This is a genomic window from Rhodopseudomonas sp. B29, assembly GCF_000333455.1.
In the GTDB taxonomy this organism is placed as follows: Bacteria; Pseudomonadota; Alphaproteobacteria; order Rhizobiales; family Xanthobacteraceae; genus Rhodopseudomonas.
In genome coordinates this window covers 1-16,797 of the sequence record NZ_BADD01000456.1, presented here as the reverse complement: position 1 = coordinate 16,797, position 16,797 = coordinate 1, and the positions used below count along the sequence as shown (strand labels likewise).

Genomic DNA, 16,797 nt, shown 5'->3' with positions numbered 1-16,797 from the left:
GGCCACCCGCCCCTCAACTATTCGGCTGCGTCCTGACCGCCCTCGCCCGGATGCGGACGTGGCGCCGGCCGCGGCACCCGCGGCATCACCGCCCGGCGCTTGGCCGCCTCGAGCCGAGCCTCCTTGATCCGTGCCCGTCCCGCGGCGCGCTCGCGGTAACGCGCGAGCACTCCCGCGGCCAAGGCGCTCTCCCGCGCCGCCAGAAACACGCCCTGCCCGACCACCCGGCCGACCTCGCCGCCGGCCCAAACCAGTTCGAACGGCGAGAACAGCTTCCAGCGGTCATCGCCGTCGACGATACCGTTGGCGATCAGCCGCCCCGCGACCGCCGTGGCCGCCAGACCCTGCCGGCCAAAGCCGCTGGCCACCCACAGGCCGCGGCGCAATTCGCCGATCTGCGGCATGCCGTGCACCGTCTGGCCGACGACGCCGCCGAACGTCTGGCTGATCTCGACCTTGCCGAGTTGCGGAAACACCGAACCGATACGCCGGCGGATGATCCCAGCGAGCCGCCGCGGCGCCATCTCGAACGTCGTTTCGCCGCTCGCCCACAGCAGCCGGTCACCTTCGACGATGCGATAGTGATCGACACCGTCGGTGTCGGCGATCGAGCCGGCGAAAGCGATGGCCTCGGCCAGCCGCTCGCCCAGCGGCGCGGTGACGGCCGCGTAGCGCCACACCGGCAGCAGCGTGTCGCTGAGCCGCGGCGCAGCGGCGCCGAGATGCACATTGCCGGCGAGCACGACATCGGCGGCGCGCAGCTTGGCATTGGGAGTCGCGATCCGCTTGCGCACGCCGGAGTAATCGATGCCGATGACCGCCGTCTCTTCGAAGATCCGCACCCCGGCCTGGCGCGCCATGGCCTCGAGGCCGGCGATGTAGCGGCGACCGTCGATCTGAAAAGCATTCGGATAGGAGATGGCGTGGAAGTAGCGGTCGGTCTTGAGCACGTCGCGGACCCGCTCGACCTGCCAGCCTTCGACATCGGTGCCGAATTCGGCTCCCAGTGTCTGCAGCCGCGCGATCAGCCGGTCACCGATATCGACATTGGAGACTTCGAGCGCACCGGCCGACTGCATCACACCGGCCATCGCCGCCTCCGCGGCGCGCTGGCGGACGATTTCCATGCCGCCCAGCGACAGCACCCACAGCTTGCGGGCATGATCCGGCCCCACCCGGTCGATCAGCTCGTCCAGCGGCACGCCGTAGCCGGGGGTGACGCTGCCGAGATGATGAGACGAGGCGTTCCAGCCGACGCGGCGCCCTTCCAGGACGGCGACGCTGAGCCCGCTTTGCGCCAGCTCGAGCGCCACCGACAGGCCGGCCAGACCGGCGCCGACCACGCAGACGTCGACGTCGAGGTCGAACGTCAGCCGGGCGTGCGGCTCTTCCGGCCGCTCGGGGACCGGAGGCAGCTCGGGCACCGAACCGTCTGTTCCGTCGTTTGGGTCTGTCGCGGCGGCGGTCATGTCGTGTCATATCGAATTGGCGCGGCGCTTGTCACCTTGTCGCCGCCGCGCTTCTCGATTAATCCGCAGGGCGTCGCCCGAAAGGACCCCATGCGCCGCCTGATTTTGCTGCGTCACGCCAAGACCGAAACCGACGCGCCGAGCGGCAAGGATCACGACCGCCGCCTGGACGAACGCGGCCGTCTTGATGCTGCGGTCATCGGCGGCTGGCTGGTGCGGCACCATCTGCTGCCCGACGAGGTGCTTGTTTCGACCGCGGCGCGGACCCGGGAAACCTGGGACATCATGTCCGGCACGATGCCGACGTCGTACGAGCCGCAGGTCGAGCATCAGCAGGATCTGTACAACGCCAGCGCTTCCGAGTTGCTGCAGGCCATCCGCAGCATATCGGCCGGCATCAACCGGCTGATGCTGGTGGCACATAACCCCGGCGTGCACGAGCTGGCGCTGGGGCTGACCTGCATGGGCGACAGCCCGGACCGCCGGGTGCTCGCCGGCAACATGCCGACCTCCGCGGTGGCGGTGATCGACTTCCCGATCGCCGACTGGGCCGACGCCGGCTTCGGCGGCGGCAAGCTGCAGCACTTCGTCACCCCGAAGCTGCTGCGCGAGGCCAAGTAGCGGCGACGAACGGGACTAGGGCAGCAGGTCTGCCGGCAGCATTTCAAACGTGTAGTTGCGCGGCCGGTTGCGGCGGATGAAGCCGCCGACTTGCCAGAGAAACAAGCAGGCGAAGCCGATCAGGAAAACCGCGCCGCCCCATTGGCCGGTCGCGACGGCGCGCGCCAACAACCCTAACAGCGCCGCAGCCACAAGTGCGACACCGACGAGGCCGAACGTATGCTTCAACGGCGGCAAGCCACCGACCAGCTCGGCGCGGCTACCGGCGGCTTGCATGCGCCGATGCAATTCGACGATGAAGGCGCGATAGGCCTGATCCTGCGGCGCCATCAGTGCCACTGTCTGCCAGGAGGTCGACAGGATCCGCAGCTTGTGGCCCGCTTGATCGACCAGATCGGCCCGAAACCGGCGCGACTGCATCGACACCGGCCGAAAGCTCAGCCGCACCTTGGCGATCGACCCGTAGGGCCACAACCCGGAGCGACCGCCGATCTGCCACGACAGCCCGGCTTCGGTGAGTTCGTACTGCTGAGCGGCCCCGACCAGCGACGCCCGGTAGGCGTAGCGGGGAGTGGATAATTCCATATCATCGGTCGGATCGGTCGACGGCTTCATCATCTGGCTATTGCAGGGCGAACGCAGCGATGCAATGCGCTTGCTTCGTCGCTGGCATGACGAAGCTGAGTTGCCCCCCGGCCTTGTGCTCCATAAGCTCACGGCCGATCGCGAGACCACATGGCACAATCCGACACCTTCACCTTCCCGCGCCGCCTGATCCTGGCGGGCGCCGTGATCATGGGCGTGCTGCTGGCGCTGGCGCTGCACATGCTGGGGCAGCGCGTCGGACTGGATCTCGGCGGGTTGTGGCGCTCCGACATGGCTGAGATCATGCCGATCGGCGCAGCGCTGGCCTGGTGGCTGATCGCGACCGCGGGTTTCGCCGGCGGATATCTGACGGCCACGCTGATGCACCACGCCGCCGCCGGACAAATCCCGCCGCGCATGCGCCAATTTCTTGTGGTGATCGGAGTGGTCGTGCTGGCGGCCGCCGGACAGGCGGCTTCAGCACCGACCACCGTCCCGTTTGCGGCGGGGGTGATCGCAGGGCTCGTGACGCTGGGGCTCGGCGCTTTGACGGCCTTTTGCGGCGCTTATTTTGCACTGCGCAGAGGCTGAAATACGCCAACGCCGCGCCAGAGGCTGGCGCGGCGTTATGCCTCAGGTCGAACGGTACGAGCCTCGATCAGCTCGCGGCGCGCAGGTTGATCCTGCTCTCGGCGAGTTGCGTCAGCTTGCCGTCGGTGGCCTTTTCTTCATCGAGCGTCTTCTGCAGGATGGCGGCGCAGTCGTTGCGGCCAAGCCGCTTGGCCCATGCCACGAGGCTGCCGTAGCGCACGATCTCATAGTGCTCCGCCGCCTGCGCGGCGTTGATCAGCGCGGCATCGAGCACGGTCTTGTCGGCGACTTCGCCGGCGGTCTCATTGGCTTCCTGGATGATGCCGTCGATCGCCGGGCAATCGACCGCCTTGGCCTTTGCGCCATGCATCTGGAACACCTGTTCCAGCCGCTGCACATGACCCTTGGTCTCGTCCAGATGGGTCAGAAAACCCTGCTTGAGCTGCGGATCGCTGGCCTTCTCGGCCATTTTCGGCAGCGCTTTCACGAGCTGCTGCTCGGCGTAATAGATGTCCTGGAGCTGGTGAATGAAAAGGTCATCCATCGTCTTGATATCTTTGGTGAAAAGTCCCATTGCGAGGCCTCTTTGATTGCTTGATCGGGGAATGTTCTGCGGACTGTGCGCTGCGCTTCGAGCGACGCTGCCGCGAGCTGCACATCGTTAACCGGGCAATGCAGTGCCCGTTCCTTGGAACGCACCGGCTGATTTGCACGTGTAGCGGGAACGGAACGGCTGCCTATATGCGCTGAACAGGTTCGCATTCGCGAGCGCGCGTCATGCCGATGCCGGGAAACAGGTTTCCGCTACCTCCTTTGCGCGAGGTCAAGGGCACCGGAGCCGGGCAGTCTCATTGATAAGCGCCTGCTGACGTGTCGCACGGATCGCGACGGTCAGATGGATTGCGTCACAGGGCGATTTTGCCCTAAGGGATCGGACGTAAGAGGAGCCGGACGGTACGTGATGCTTCACGCACGGTCGTCTCAAAGGTTTGCCGCCCCCTGTCGGGAGGACGAATGCATCGACTGCTGACCGCGATGGGGCGGGGCTTCAAGAGGTATATCGGCTGGAAGCGTGTCGGCATCGCCGCCAGCATCCTGATCATCGGCTTCGCAGTTTCGTCGCTGATCCGCACCCTCAAGGGCGTCGACGCCAACGTCATCCTGACCGCGCTGACCGACAAGTCGCCGGCTCAGATCGGACTCGCAGCACTGTGCGTCGTCGGCGCATTTTGTACGCTGACCTTCTACGATTTCTTCGCGCTGCGCACGATCGCGAAGCTGCACGTGCCCTACGGCATCGCGGCGCTGTCGGCCTTCACCTCCTATGTGATCGGCCACAATCTCGGTGCCACGGTCTTCACCGGCGGCGCCATCCGCTTCCGCATCTATTCGGACTACGACCTGTCGGCGATCGACGTCGCCAAGATCTGCTTCATCTCCGGCCTGACCTTCTGGCTCGGCAATCTGTTCGTGCTCGGCATCGGCATGATCTGGCATCCGGCCGCGGCCAGCTCGATGGATCTGCTGCCGAACGAGATCAACCGCCTGATCGGCGTCGCCTGCCTGCTCGGCATCGCCGCCTATTTCGTCTGGCTGGCCACCGGCAAGAAACGCCGCGAGCTCGGCCAGAACGGCTGGAAAGTGGTGCTGCCGTCGGCCAAGCTGACGCTGGTGCAGGTGCTGATCGGCGTCGTCGATCTCGGCTTCTGCGCGCTGGCGATGTACCTGCTGATGCCGTCGCAGCCCTATATCGACTACGTCTCGCTGGCGGTGGTGTTCATCCTCGCCACGTTGCTCGGCTTTGCCAGCCACGCGCCCGGCTCGCTCGGCGTGTTCGACGCCGCGATGCTGGTGGCACTGCCGATGTTTCCGCGCGAGGATATCATCGCCACGCTGCTGATCTACCGCGTGCTGTATTTCCTGCTGCCGTTCGGCGTCGCGATCTCGATCATGGGCGTGCGTGAAATCTGGCTGGGCGTCATCAAGCCGTGGCAGGAGCGGCGCAATGCCTGCGGCGCAGACCACCAGCACACGGCGCACAGCCATCACTCCCCTGCCGCCGCGCCGGTGCGCCAGGCCGTGCCGCAGCGCTCCTCGAAGCTCTGAGGCGGATACGCTGACGTTTCAAATCAGCTGTCTTTTGAAACGTCGGACCGATCCGGCTCAGCAGTTCTCACCAGCCTTCGCCCATTTCCTGGCGAGAGCCTCGACATGTTCGTAGAGCTTAGGATTATTCATGGTCTGTCGCCGCTGCACCACCCAGGGCTTGCAGGCGATCCAATCCCCGACCAGCGTCGACCGCCCGTAACTGTGGTAGACACGGGCGTTCAGCGTCTTCTCGCGAATGCCGATGGCGATCAGTTCGTAGCGATTGAGCGTCGCACGAAGGACCGCTGCTTCCTCACTCGTCATCTGATCCGACATCGCATACTTGACGAGCTGGCCGTCTCTTTTGAGCGCGAGAAACTTCTTCCTGAGCTCGATCATCAATTCGGTCGTTTGCTCGCTCATGATCAAGTCGAGCGTGGCGCGGCGGCGGGCGACCCCGCGGGTGACCATGGCGGAAATGATAACGCCAACGAAACTCAAGAAAATGGCCCCTGACTGGAGCCAGAGGCCGTAATTTTGGACCTGATCTTGGGTCAGCCAGGGCATCCTAGCCCCCACCGTCACCCTCGGCGATCCTGCAATGTGTCATCGCGGTCTCCATCGTCTCGTGTTTGATGCGGCCCGGTTAACGACCGGTCAATGCTGCAATAAAAGTAGTCACGGCGACTTGCACGGTCAATGGTGGCACGAAAGCTTCAATCTGCGGACACACACCCTTTGTACCCATATTTTCGCCCCAAGGGCAGCGTCAAAGGCCGCATGTCCAAGCTGATCGCGTTTCGTTTGCCGGCCGTGCTGCTGATCGTGGCGGCTGGTCTTTGCGCACCCGCTGCCGCCCAGGTGCAGCCGCCCACTCCGCTGGTCGACCCACAGGCTCCGGCTGCGGCCGCGCCCACCGGGGCGGCCCCGACTCAAGCCCCCGCATTGGCTGCGGTGCCGGTCACCGATGGTTCGATCCAGATCAGCTGGGAGGTGCGCAACCGCTTCCGGCTGTTCCGTGAAGAGCGTGATTTCCGCGAGCAGGTCGAGGCGCTGTCGGGGCTGACCGTGCTGGCATCCGAGCAAGCACTGGAGGGGCAGAGCGAAGGCCGAGGCTGGGCTCGCAATGTCGTCAACCGGCTGTGCATCGATCTCACCGGCAAGATCAATCAGCCCTGCACCCGCGACGGCGTCAAGGAAAGCTATCTGACCCCGACCGAGCATCCGGTGACGGTGCGGCTGACCGGTGCCATCCCGGTCGGCGCGGTCTGCGCCTGGACCTTCGATGATGGCGACGGGCCGCGCAACTCGACGCAGGACTGCGCCGAACCGATCAACTTCCGCGCCCGCTATGGCAAGCCGACGATCGCCACGGTCGACATCACCGCCGGGCCGGACGCGCCGCTGCGCGTCACGACGCCGATCGAGGTACGCGACCTGCTGGTCGCCGGCCTCGGCGACTCGATCGGCTCGGGCGAAGGCAATCCCGACCGCGCCATCGCGCTGTCCGACGACGGCTTCTGCTTCAAATCCTACATCGGCAGCAGCGTGCCGCAGTTCTACAGGCCGAGCCGCGCCGGGTTCAAAGGTGGCCGCGCCTGCGAGGCGCCGGACACCCTGGCGAACTGGCAGAAGCACTCGGCGCTATGGTTCAACGCCGCCTGCCATCGTTCGCTGTACAGCTACCAGACCCGCACCGCGCTGGCACTGGCGGTGCGCCACCCGCATATCGCCGTCACCTATCTGCCGTTGGCCTGCAGCGGCGCCACCATCACCGACGGCCTTTTCGGATCGCAGTCGGCGCGCGAATGCTTCATCCCGCGGCCGGGCGCCGCCTGTCCCACCAGCGTTCCGGGTCAGCTCGGTGAACTGCGTGACGCTCTCGCCGCCGCGCGAAAACGCCAGCCGTCGCGCAATCTCGATCTCGTCCTGCTGTCGATCGGCGCCAACGACATCAACTTCTCCGGCCTCGTCGCCGACGTCATCGTCGACTCACCGACCGAGCGCGCACTGTTCCGCCGCTCCGGCGTCATCGGCTCGCTGGCGGATTCACGGACGGCACTACGCCAGGTTCTGCCGCAGAATTTCGCCAAGCTGCGTGGCGCATTGAAGGGCATTGTCGACGATCTGTCCCGCGTGGTGTTCGTCACCTATGCGGACCCGGCACTCGCCGGCGGCCAGCCCTGCCCCGGCGGCGCCGCCGGCTTCGATATCCATCCCTCCTTCAACGCCGATCCGACCCGGCTCGCCGCCGTCACCTCGTTCGTCGACAATGAATTCCTGCCGCGCCTGAAGGATCTGGCGCAGTGCACCGGCGGGGTGCTGTGCCGCGATCCGCAGAGCGAGCGCATGAGCTTCGTCGATGCGCATCAGCGCGCCTTCGCCGACCACGGCTTCTGCGCCCGGGCGCAAACCGATCCGGAGTTCGACCGCACCTGCTTCTCGCCGACCGGCGACAGCTTCGAGACCGACATCGTGCAGGCCGCAAACTCGCCGATGAAATGCGGCTACGGCGCCAGCAACTATCGCGCCTACCTGCCGCGCGCGCGCTGGATCCGCGACGCCAACGACAGTTACTTCGCAGCGATGACCTATCCACAAGGATTGTCAGCCGCAGTCCAGCCGGCCGATATCCACGACGCCACCTGGGGCGTGGTCTCGGCCGTGTATGGCGGCGCCGTGCATCCGACGGCGGAGGGTCATGCCGCCATGGCCGACGCCGCGGTCCCGGCGGCCGAAGCCGTGCTGCAGCTCGACGCCGGGCCGGACGTCGTCACCCGGCCGCTGCCGCCGCCTCAGTGAAGCCCGTCGCGCGCAGCGGCCGCGACCGCCAGCCTCGCGCCCAAACAGAAAACGCCGACCCGAGGGTCGGCGTTTTGCGTTGTGGTCTCGCGGAGCGACGGGCGGCGTTACCTTGCCGGCGCCATCGTCCCCTTCGGCACCATCGGCGCAGCCTTGGGTTTCGCCACGGCCGTCGTCGCCGCCTTGGGAGGCACGCCCGCATCGGCGGCGCGCTCCGGCATGAATTTGGCGACGATCGCCGGATCGATCTGCGCGACGGCCGTATCCGGCAGCCGCTTCCAGGTGTCGTCCTGGCCCAGCATCGGCGTGCCCAGATAGCCGCGCAGCGTCATCGTCTGGTTGTCGGGGCTGATGGTCAGCATCGCGCTCCAGACGTCGCCATTGCGCGGATCGAGGATGGTGCCGCCCTCGTATTTGCGGCCCTTCCGCTTCATGTCGCGGATCAAGGAGATGCCGAGGATCGGCTGATCCTTGCGGTCGTCGCTGCATTCCCGGCAGATGGTTTCGCCCGGCTTGCCGCTCGCATCGGGGAACGTCTTGACGACGACACCCTCATAAGTGTTGTTGCCGCGATCCAGGATCAGCACCCAGGTCTGCGGCTTCTCCACCCGCTGCCACAGCCCAACGGCGGTGGCTTCGCCAGCAGCGGGCTGCGCAGCGGCCGCAGTGAGCATGGCAAGGCTGGCTGCGAACGCCATCGCTACCAGGCGGATCGGTCGAGCAGTCATCATGAGAAGCACCTAAAACCTCGGGTTGTGCCAAACATAGGGCGGAACAGTCCGGTAATCCAGCGCGCAACTCACGTTGCGATGCGCGCGTTTTTATGACGGCGCGGCGGCGAGTTTGGTTCTTTAGGGCGAGGCACCCGTCCGATCGCGCTTCTCGCCTCAAAGCCGTCCGCCTGCCGGGTATCTCCGCCGAACCGGCAAGGCCAGCCACAGTTCCGGTTCTTCAAAAACAAAAGGGCGTGCCGTCTGCACGCCCTTTCATCCATCGCATGGTGTGCCGAATGCTTAGTTCACGCCGAGCTTCTTCTGCAGATTGGTCGACGAGGTCGTGTACTGGAACACGACGCGCTTGTCCGGGTAGACGTATTTGACGGCCTTCTGGGCCATCAGCGCGCCTTCGTGGAAGCCGGAGAGGATCAGCTTCAGCTTGCCCGGATAGGTGTTGATGTCGCCGATCGCGAAGATGCCGGGGACGTTGGTTTCGAACGTGCCGGTATCGACCGGAATCAGATTGTTCTCCAGATGCAGGCCCCAGTTCGCCACCGGGCCGAGCTTCATCGTCAGGCCGAAGAACGGCAGCATCGCATCGCACTTGATCTGCGCGGTCGTGTTGTCGTTGAGCTTGATGGTCGCGCTCTCCAGCTGACCATTCGCCCCCTGCAGCTCGGTGATCTGGCCGATCTTGAGATCGAGCTTGCCGCTGGCCACGAGCTGGCGCATCTGCTCGACGCTGTGCGGCGCGCCGCGGAAATCGTCGCGGCGATGCACGAGAGTCATGCTCTTGCAGATCGGGTTGAGGTTCAGCGTCCAGTCGAGCGCCGAGTCGCCGCCGCCGACGATCAGGATGTCCTTGCCGCGGAAGTCTTCCATCTTGCGCACCGCGTAGTGCACCGATTTGCCTTCGTAAGCCTCGACGCCAGGCACCGGCGGCCGCTTCGGCTGGAACGAACCGCCGCCGGCGGCCACGACCAGCACCTTGCACTCGAACACGGTGCCGGCGTCGGTGGTGACGCGGAATTCCGGATCGCCGATCTTCTCGACCGTCTCGATCATCTCGTTGAGATGGAAGGTCGGGTTGAACGGCTTGATCTGTTCCATCAGGCTCTCGGTGAGCCCGTGGCCGGTGATCATCGGAATGCCCGGGATGTCGTAGATCGGCTTTTCCGGATACAGCTCGGCGCACTGGCCGCCGACCTTGTCGAGAATGTCGACCAGATGGGCTTTCACATCGAGCAAGCCCAGTTCGAACACGGCGAACAGTCCGCACGGGCCCGCGCCGACAATCAGCACATCGGTTTTGATCGCTTCAGTCATCGTTCGTTCTTTTCGGGTTGAAATGTTCGGACGCGGACGGTCCGGGCGCCGGCCTGTCTAGCCAAGCCGGGCGGGGGAGAAAAGCCACAAAACGGCTGAGACACCTTGTTCTAGCTCAAGAACTAGGCTCAATGGAAGGCAAAAGCCCGGAGCAACAGGCCCTTGACCGCGCGTTCCAAAGACACTGCCCAGCCAGTCCTCGACGACTTTCCCTACCGACTTTCGGACAATGTGCGGTTCGCCGATCTCGATCCGAACAACCACGTCAACAACGCGGTCTATGCGAGCTACTTCGAGACCGGCCGGGTCACTCTCGTGAAGGATCCGTCGCACGCGCTGATCCCCGACGGGCTCAGCTGGGTGCTGGTCCGGCTCGACATCCACTTCCGCGCCGAACTGCATTGGCCGGGCAAGATCGAACTCGGCGTCGGCGTCGTCAAACTCGGCCGCACCTCGGTGCACTTCGATCAGGTGGTGTTTTCGGAAGGAGCCTGCGTCGCCTCGGCGCGCGCCGTCACCGTGCTGGTCGATCTGCAAACCCGCAAGCCGACGCCACTGACGCAGCCGCTGATCGCCAATTTCGCGCGCTGGTGGCTGCGCGGCGTGGATCGGGTGTAGCCACTAAGAACTGGTGGGCGCTAATTTGTTCGTCATGGCCGGGCTTGACCCGGCCATCCACGTCTTCCTCGCGACGTCGTCCAAAGAACGTGGATGCCCGGGACGAGCCCGGGCATGACGGTCTTTGCGCAGGAGACGCTGCGGCTGAATTAAGCCTGACGCTCCGGCGTCGAAACCACGAGACCGTCGAGCTCCGGGGTCATCTTGATCTGGCACGACAGCCGCGAGTTGGGTCGCACGTCGTAGCCGAAGTCGAGCATGTCTTCTTCCATCGGCGACGGGCCGCCGAACTTCTCCTGCCAGGCTTCGTCGATATAGACGTGGCAGGTCGCGCAAGCGCAGGCGCCGCCGCATTCGGCTTCGATGCCGGGAATGGCGTTGCGGATCGCGGCTTCCATCACGGTCGCGCCGTCCTCGACGTCAACAGTGCGGGTCTCTCCGGATGAATCGACAAAGTTGATCTTGGACATGATGGCTCGTCGGACGCTCACGCTCGTTCGGGATGGGGGTGATGCGGCTCCTATAGCGGGTCGGCCGGCGTTTCGCCAGCACCGCCACGTCAAAAGCCGTCGGGCCGGTCCAGCCGTTCGTCGATAGCGACGCGGGCGTGGTCCACCGCCGCTTGAAGCACCGCGAGCGCTTCCGCCGCCGGTTCCCCGCGGCGCAGCGCATCCTCGAATTCGGCAGCCGCCTCAGCCACCGCGGTCGCGCCGATCGCCCTCGCCGAGCCTTTGAGGGTGTGAGCCAGCGCCGCGGCATCAGCCGGCCAGCCGGCCAGCCGGGCGACGAGGTCTTCGGACTGCGCGGCGAACATGGTCAGGACTTCGCGCTGCAGGCGAGTGTCGCCGAGCGTCATGGCGTCGAGATGCGCCTCGTCGATCGGCGCATAGTCGGGCACCAGCGGCGGCGAAGGCATCCAGGCAATCCCGTCTAGTTGCAGCGACAATGGCTTTCCCCGGCGGCTCGAAATGCTCGATTTCGGGAAGCCAACCATGGAAATGGTTAACGAAACGTTTCAGGCCGCAATCGCCTCATTGGAGGCGAATTTTCGGCAATTTACCCGCGTCCATCGCCGCCCACAGGTTTTTCTACGTTATCCGAAAGGGTTAGCGGGAACTCCCGTTAACGATGATTAAGAAAGTCTTAACCGGAACCATTTCATTCGCCGGACTGAACCAATAGGATGTTGGAGGAAGTGGCGGACAAAAGCACGGCGGCGACGGGGTTCAATTGCGCCGGCTTTTTGCACCAGGCGGGATTTGCGGGCTGTGGGGCCGGCAGCCCAGTGGCGTGCGTAGGACAAGGGCGTAGACCGACATGGCGAACAATCCCAAGAAGATCAAAGATCCGACCGAAGTCGCGCTGTCCGCAATTCAGGAAGCCCTGAACATCAGCGACGCGCCGCCCGGCGACGATCAGATCTCGGTCCGGACCGACGACGCGCCGGTTTCGGCTGCGTCCGACCTGTCTCAATCGGCTTCCGACCTGCGCATGGAGCGGCCCGGCTTCGCGCCGTCTTCCGACCTCGATTTCGCTCGCCGTCCCGCCAATGACGACCGCGAGACCATCGGCCAGCTGCTGCAGGCCCTGCAGAAGGGCCGCCCTGCCCGCAACGTCTACACCGTCGCCAGCATCTTCGCCGGCGTCTGGATCTTCGGCGGCATCATTCTGACCGTCAGCTTCCTGCCGTCGCTGCAGGCTTTGGTCGGCCAGGGCTCCGGCGGCGCGCTGGCGCTGGCCGGTCTCGCCGCGCTGTTCTTCGCCCCCGTGATGTTGTTCTTCTTCCTGGCAAGCCTGGTGTGGCGCGGCCAGGAGCTGCGCATGATCGCGCAGTCGATGGCCCAGGTTGCGATCCGCTTCTCCGAGCCCGAAATCGCCGCCAGCGATTCCATCGTCACCGTCGGCCAGGCCATTCGCCGCGAAGTGGCGGCAATGGGCGACGGCGTCGAGCGCGCGATCGCACGTGCCGGCGAACTCGAGACATTGGTCGCCAACGAGGTCTCGGCACTGGAGCGCGCTTACTCCGACAACGAAGTCCGTATTCGCGCGCTGCTGCAGGACATCGCCCATCAGCGTGACAATCTGGTCGGTCAGGCCGAGCAGGTGCGCAGCGCGATCAGCGGCGTGCAGATCGATCTGCGCCAAGACATCGCGCTGATCTCCGACGCCATCGCGTCGCGCGTCGACGACGTCGCCAAGAGCATCACCAGCGCGCTGGAAGAGCGCGGCGCCCACATCACCAGCGCACTCAGCCACGCCGGCGACAACATGATCCTGGCGCTCGGCGAGCGCGGAGGCGATCTGCTCGACCGGCTCGAAGAAGCCAGCGGCGAGACCACCCGCGCGGTGCTGGAAGCCAGCGAGCGTCTCACGACCAGCCTCAACTTCAAGACCGGTCACGTCCACGACGAGTTCGTCGAACTCGCCGACCGCGTCCACGAAATGCTCAACGAACGGCTCGATCGCATCACCAGCGAATTCGAGCAGCGTTCGTCGAGCATCGTCGACGGCATCTCCGAGCGCACCGAGCAGGTCCACGACAGCCTGAAGAACTCGTCGGACTCGCTGCTGCTCGAACTCGAGCTGCGCAGCGGCGATCTCGTCACCAAGATCGACGACGCCGGCCACCGGCTCGCCGAGCAGGTGCTGACCAGCGGCGACAAGGCCAGCGAAGCGCTCGACGTCACCGTCAACACGCTGGTGGCCAAGGTCGTCGGCCAGACCGAGAATGCGCATGACGCCCTCAGCGTCCAGATGAGCGCCTTCGACGATCTGGTGAAGCAGCAGGGCGCCGAACTCGCCGAGCGCTTCGCCCGCGACTCCGGCACGCTGGGCGCCCTCATCACCCGTCACATCTCCGAATTCGACCGCACCGTGAAGACGTTCGGCGGCGAGATCGTCGAGCGGATGGGCCAGCGTACTCAGGATATCTCGGAGACGCTGAAGACCTATGTCGACAATTTCGACGAGCGCGTCAGCGCGAGCGGCCAGACCCTCACGGCGACGCTCGACGAGCGTCTGATCCGGCTCGAAACCAGCTTCGCCTCGACCGTCGAGAGCCTCGACCACACGATCGGCGGCAAGGTCGCAGCGTTCGACGACCAGATCGCCGGCCATGCGCGCGCGATCGAGACCACCGTCGATCGCCTTGAGGGCTCGGTCGGCGGCAAGATCGCGGCGTTCGACGGCCAGATCGCCGGCCATGTGCACGCGCTCGAAACCAGCGTCGATCGTCTCGAAGGCTCGATCGGCCACAAGGTCACCGCGTTCGACGATCAGGTCACGAACCATCTCCGCGCTTTGGAAGAGAGCTTCGATGGCCGCACCCGCTCCGTCACCGAAGTCATCGATACGCGCATCGAGCATCTCACCACGACGCTGACCACCGGCGCGGTACAGGCGATCGAGTCCATCGACTCGCGGCTGACGCACCTCACCAACACGCTCACCGAAGGCAGCGCCCAGGCGATCAGCGCGATCGGCCAGCGCATCGGTGCGGTGACCGAAACCATCGACCATCGCAGCAACGAACTCGCCGCGACCGTCACCGCCCGCTTCCAGGAGATCCACGAGGGCCTGGAAGGCCGCGTCGCCGCCGTCGTCAACGACATCGACACTCGCGTCACGCAATTCGAAGACCTGCTCGGCTCGCGTGTCGAGGCCGTCGCCGGCCGCTTCGAAACCACCGGGCGCGAGGCCAGCGAACTGCTCATGGCGCGTGCCGAGGAATTGTCGTCCGGCATCAAGGCGCATGTCGCCGATGCCGAACGCTCGCTCACCGGCCTGATCACCAGCACCAGCGAGACCATCCAGATCGGTACGCGCTCGGCCCGCGAGTCCATGCTGTCGGTCTCCAACGAGGTCGGCACGCAGCTGCAGCTCACTTCGGCAGAGATCGAGCGCTCGCTGACCACGGTCGGCGCCAACGCCGCCAATTCGGTCGTCTCCAGCGCCACCGAAGCTCAGGCGCGGCTCGTCGCGGTTTCGAGCGAAGCGGCGGCCCAGATCAAGTCGCTGTCCGACGATGTCGAGCGCACGCTGTCGGCCGCCGGCACCGCCACCGCGGCGTCGGTGCTCGCCGGCGCCCGCGAGGCGCAGACCACGCTGATGGTGACCTCCTCGGAGATCGCCGGCCAGATCAAGTCGCTGTCGGCCGATATCGAGCGCACCTTGACCGACACCGGCGGCACCACCGCGGCGTCGGTGCTGCACAGCGCCCGCGAGGCCCAGACCACGCTGGTGTCGACGTCGACAGACGTCACCAGCCAGATCCGTTCGCTCTCCAGCGAGATCGAGCGCACGCTGACCGACGCCGGCACCTCGACCACCGCCTCGCTGGTGTCGGGTGCCCGGGAAGCGCAGACCGCGCTGGTCTCGGCATCGAGCGAGGTTGCGACCCAGATCCGCTCGCTGTCGTCGGATATCGAACGCACCCTGTTCGCCGCCGGCAACACCACTGCGGATTCGGTGGTGAGCGGTGCCCGTACCGCGCACAGCACGCTGATCGCCGCCTCGGAAGAAGCGTCGGAGAAGGTGAAGTCGCTGACCGCCGATGTTCAGCGCACGCTGGCCGAGGTCGGCTCGTCGACCGCCGGCGCGCTCGTCGCCGGTGCGCGCGAGGCGCAGCAGACGCTGGTGGCCAGTTCGACCGAGGCCTCCAACCAGGTCAAGTCGCTGGCCCTCGACGTCGAGCGCACGCTGATCGCGGCCGGCCGCAGCACGGCGGAATCCGTGGTGTCGGGCGCCCGCGAGGCGCAGACTTCACTAGTGAGCGCGTCCGAGGAAGCCGCCTCGCACGTCAAGTCGCTGGCGCATGACGTCGAGCGCTCGCTGGTCGCCGTCGGCCAGGCGACGGCTGCGGCCATTGCCGGCAGCGCCGACGACGTTCGCAGCACGCTGACGACGAGTTCGGCGGATGCAGCGAGCCAGATCCGGGCAGTCTCTGCCGACATCGAGCGGACGCTCGCGACCGTCGCTGCCAACACGACCGACAACATCCAGGTCAGCGCCCAGGCGGCGCAGACCACGCTGGTCGCGACCTCGAACGAGGTCAGCGCCCGCATCAAGTCGACCTCCGCGGAGATCGAGCGCTCGGTGTTCGCCGCCAGCGGCAGCTTCGGCTCGACCATCACCGCCAAGAGCGACGAGATCGTCAACTACGTGCAGCAGCAGGCCGAGCGCCTGGCGCAGATCATCGACAGTAAGCGCGGCGTCCTGGTCGAAGCCATCGGCGGCAAGACCAGCCAGCTCACCGTCGAGATCGACCGCGTCACCTCGGCGGCGCTCGGCGCCATCGAGAGCCGCGGCAAGGCGTTCTCGACCTCGATTGTCTCCAACGGCACCGAGGTGGCGCGTACCATCACCGGCGCCGGCGATCTCGCCACCGGCGCGATCAACAAATCGCTCAAGGACCTCGAACTGGCGTCACGTTCGGCGATCGATCAGTCCCGCCAGGTCTCGATCGCGGCCGTCACCGAAATGCAGGAGACCAGCAAGATCCTGCGCACCGACACGGTGGCACTGTTCGAGCGGCTGCGCGAAGGCAACATCCTGCTGCAGGAAGTCCTCACCGGCGCCCACGAGAACCTCAACTCGCTGGAACGCGCGCTGGTGACCCGCGTCGCCGACTTCGTGACGACCATGAACGAAGTCAACGCCCGCAGCGGCGCCACCACCCAGGCGCTCGACGATCAGCTCACCGCCTTCCACGGCAAGACCGCGCAGGCGCTGGAAGATCTCGGCGCGCTGGCGACGCAGTTCGACGACCACGGCAAGGCGCTTGCCGACGCCGCCGCCCTGATCGAGCAAAGCAACAGCAATGCCGCGAACTCGGTCGGCGACCGCAAGGAAGCGCTGGAATCGTTGATCACCACCATCGATCTGCGCACCGCCTATCTCGATCAGCGGCTCGGCCGCTTCACCTGCATGCTCGACGAATCGCTCGCCGCCTCCGAGGATCGGGCGCTCGACATCGACCGTAT

At 65.8% G+C, this 16,797-nt stretch carries 14 protein-coding genes; 6 read left to right on the top strand and 8 right to left on the bottom strand.

Going from position 1 to position 16,797, the window contains the following annotated elements; all coding sequences use genetic code 11:
• Positions 1-17: 17 nt before the first annotated feature.
• Complete coding sequence (locus I5M_RS16250; RefSeq protein WP_022722358.1) at positions 18-1,469, bottom strand: FAD-binding oxidoreductase; 1,452 nt, start codon at positions 1,467-1,469, stop codon at positions 18-20.
• A 90-nt stretch (positions 1,470-1,559) separates the two neighbouring features.
• Between I5M_RS16250 and I5M_RS16245 the strand changes: the two genes are divergently transcribed.
• Entirely contained in the window at positions 1,560-2,090 is a 531-nt protein-coding gene (locus I5M_RS16245; protein WP_031336657.1) for a histidine phosphatase family protein, read from the top strand.
• Between the two features lie 15 nt (positions 2,091-2,105).
• Here the strand turns inward: I5M_RS16245 and I5M_RS16240 are convergent, their stop codons facing one another.
• Positions 2,106-2,705, bottom strand: coding sequence for a hypothetical protein (locus I5M_RS16240; protein ID WP_031336655.1), 600 nt, complete (start codon positions 2,703-2,705; stop codon positions 2,106-2,108).
• Between the two features lie 120 nt (positions 2,706-2,825).
• Between I5M_RS16240 and I5M_RS16230 the strand changes: the two genes are divergently transcribed.
• Positions 2,826-3,266, top strand: a complete 441-nt coding sequence (locus tag I5M_RS16230; RefSeq protein WP_022722355.1) for a hypothetical protein — start codon at positions 2,826-2,828, stop codon at positions 3,264-3,266.
• 67 nt (positions 3,267-3,333) lie between these two features.
• On the opposite strand, the gene I5M_RS16225 is transcribed toward I5M_RS16230, so the two are convergent.
• Positions 3,334-3,840 (bottom strand): ferritin-like domain-containing protein, encoded by a 507-nt coding sequence (locus I5M_RS16225; RefSeq protein WP_022722354.1) that lies wholly within the window; start codon positions 3,838-3,840, stop codon positions 3,334-3,336.
• A 440-nt stretch (positions 3,841-4,280) separates the two neighbouring features.
• Between I5M_RS16225 and I5M_RS16220 the strand changes: the two genes are divergently transcribed.
• Complete coding sequence (locus I5M_RS16220) at positions 4,281-5,372, top strand: UPF0104 family protein (RefSeq protein ID WP_022722353.1); 1,092 nt, start codon at positions 4,281-4,283, stop codon at positions 5,370-5,372.
• Positions 5,373-5,429: 57 nt separating this feature from the next.
• On the opposite strand, the gene I5M_RS16215 is transcribed toward I5M_RS16220, so the two are convergent.
• A complete protein-coding gene (locus I5M_RS16215; protein ID WP_022722352.1) occupies positions 5,430-5,921 on the bottom strand; it encodes a DUF4760 domain-containing protein in 492 nt (163 codons plus the stop codon).
• 213 nt (positions 5,922-6,134) lie between these two features.
• Here I5M_RS16215 and I5M_RS16210 point away from each other — a divergent pair, with 213 nt between their 5' ends.
• Positions 6,135-8,156, top strand: a complete 2,022-nt coding sequence (locus I5M_RS16210; protein ID WP_022722351.1) for a hypothetical protein — start codon at positions 6,135-6,137, stop codon at positions 8,154-8,156.
• Positions 8,157-8,263: 107 nt separating this feature from the next.
• Here I5M_RS16210 and I5M_RS16205 read toward each other — a convergent pair whose 3' ends face one another.
• Both I5M_RS16205 and I5M_RS16200 read right to left on the bottom strand, forming a co-directional pair.
• Positions 8,264-8,887, bottom strand: coding sequence for a DUF2147 domain-containing protein (locus I5M_RS16205; RefSeq protein ID WP_022722350.1), 624 nt, complete (start codon positions 8,885-8,887; stop codon positions 8,264-8,266).
• Positions 8,888-9,169: 282 nt separating this feature from the next.
• Positions 9,170-10,198, bottom strand: coding sequence for an NAD(P)/FAD-dependent oxidoreductase (locus tag I5M_RS16200; RefSeq protein ID WP_022722349.1), 1,029 nt, complete (start codon positions 10,196-10,198; stop codon positions 9,170-9,172).
• A gap of 162 nt (positions 10,199-10,360) precedes the next feature.
• On the opposite strand from I5M_RS16200, the gene I5M_RS16195 reads away from it, so the two are divergent.
• Complete coding sequence (locus I5M_RS16195) at positions 10,361-10,816, top strand: thioesterase family protein (protein WP_022722348.1); 456 nt, start codon at positions 10,361-10,363, stop codon at positions 10,814-10,816.
• A gap of 149 nt (positions 10,817-10,965) precedes the next feature.
• Here I5M_RS16195 and I5M_RS16190 read toward each other — a convergent pair whose 3' ends face one another.
• Entirely contained in the window at positions 10,966-11,286 is a 321-nt protein-coding gene (locus tag I5M_RS16190) for a 2Fe-2S iron-sulfur cluster-binding protein (protein ID WP_022722347.1), read from the bottom strand.
• A gap of 89 nt (positions 11,287-11,375) precedes the next feature.
• The gene (locus I5M_RS16185) at positions 11,376-11,732 is read right to left on the bottom strand and encodes an Hpt domain-containing protein (RefSeq protein ID WP_022722346.1); all 357 of its coding nucleotides are present in this window, start codon (positions 11,730-11,732) and stop codon (positions 11,376-11,378) included.
• Positions 11,733-12,133: 401 nt separating this feature from the next.
• Between I5M_RS16185 and I5M_RS16180 the strand changes: the two genes are divergently transcribed.
• Positions 12,134-16,797: negative regulator of septation ring formation (locus tag I5M_RS16180; RefSeq protein WP_022722345.1), on the top strand; the 4,664-nt coding region annotated here is incomplete at its 3' end.

Excerpts from the sequence above, each read along its gene's own strand:
- I5M_RS16225 (WP_022722354.1), bottom strand. The coding sequence starts at position 3,840 with ATGGGACTTTTCACCAAAGATATCAAGACGATGGATGACCTTTTCATT.
- I5M_RS16245 (WP_031336657.1), top strand. The coding sequence starts at position 1,560 with ATGCGCCGCCTGATTTTGCTGCGTCACGCCAAGACCGAAACCGACGCG.
- I5M_RS16215 (WP_022722352.1), bottom strand. The coding sequence starts at position 5,921 with ATGCCCTGGCTGACCCAAGATCAGGTCCAAAATTACGGCCTCTGGCTC.
- I5M_RS16250 (WP_022722358.1), bottom strand. The coding sequence starts at position 1,469 with ATGACCGCCGCCGCGACAGACCCAAACGACGGAACAGACGGTTCGGTG.
- I5M_RS16230 (WP_022722355.1), top strand. The coding sequence starts at position 2,826 with ATGGCACAATCCGACACCTTCACCTTCCCGCGCCGCCTGATCCTGGCG.
- I5M_RS16220 (WP_022722353.1), top strand. The coding sequence starts at position 4,281 with ATGCATCGACTGCTGACCGCGATGGGGCGGGGCTTCAAGAGGTATATC.
- I5M_RS16190 (WP_022722347.1), bottom strand. The coding sequence starts at position 11,286 with ATGTCCAAGATCAACTTTGTCGATTCATCCGGAGAGACCCGCACTGTT.
- I5M_RS16210 (WP_022722351.1), top strand. The coding sequence starts at position 6,135 with ATGTCCAAGCTGATCGCGTTTCGTTTGCCGGCCGTGCTGCTGATCGTG.
- I5M_RS16200 (WP_022722349.1), bottom strand. The coding sequence starts at position 10,198 with ATGACTGAAGCGATCAAAACCGATGTGCTGATTGTCGGCGCGGGCCCG.
- I5M_RS16205 (WP_022722350.1), bottom strand. The coding sequence starts at position 8,887 with ATGATGACTGCTCGACCGATCCGCCTGGTAGCGATGGCGTTCGCAGCC.
- I5M_RS16185 (WP_022722346.1), bottom strand. The coding sequence starts at position 11,732 with ATGCCTTCGCCGCCGCTGGTGCCCGACTATGCGCCGATCGACGAGGCG.
- I5M_RS16240 (WP_031336655.1), bottom strand. The coding sequence starts at position 2,705 with ATGAAGCCGTCGACCGATCCGACCGATGATATGGAATTATCCACTCCC.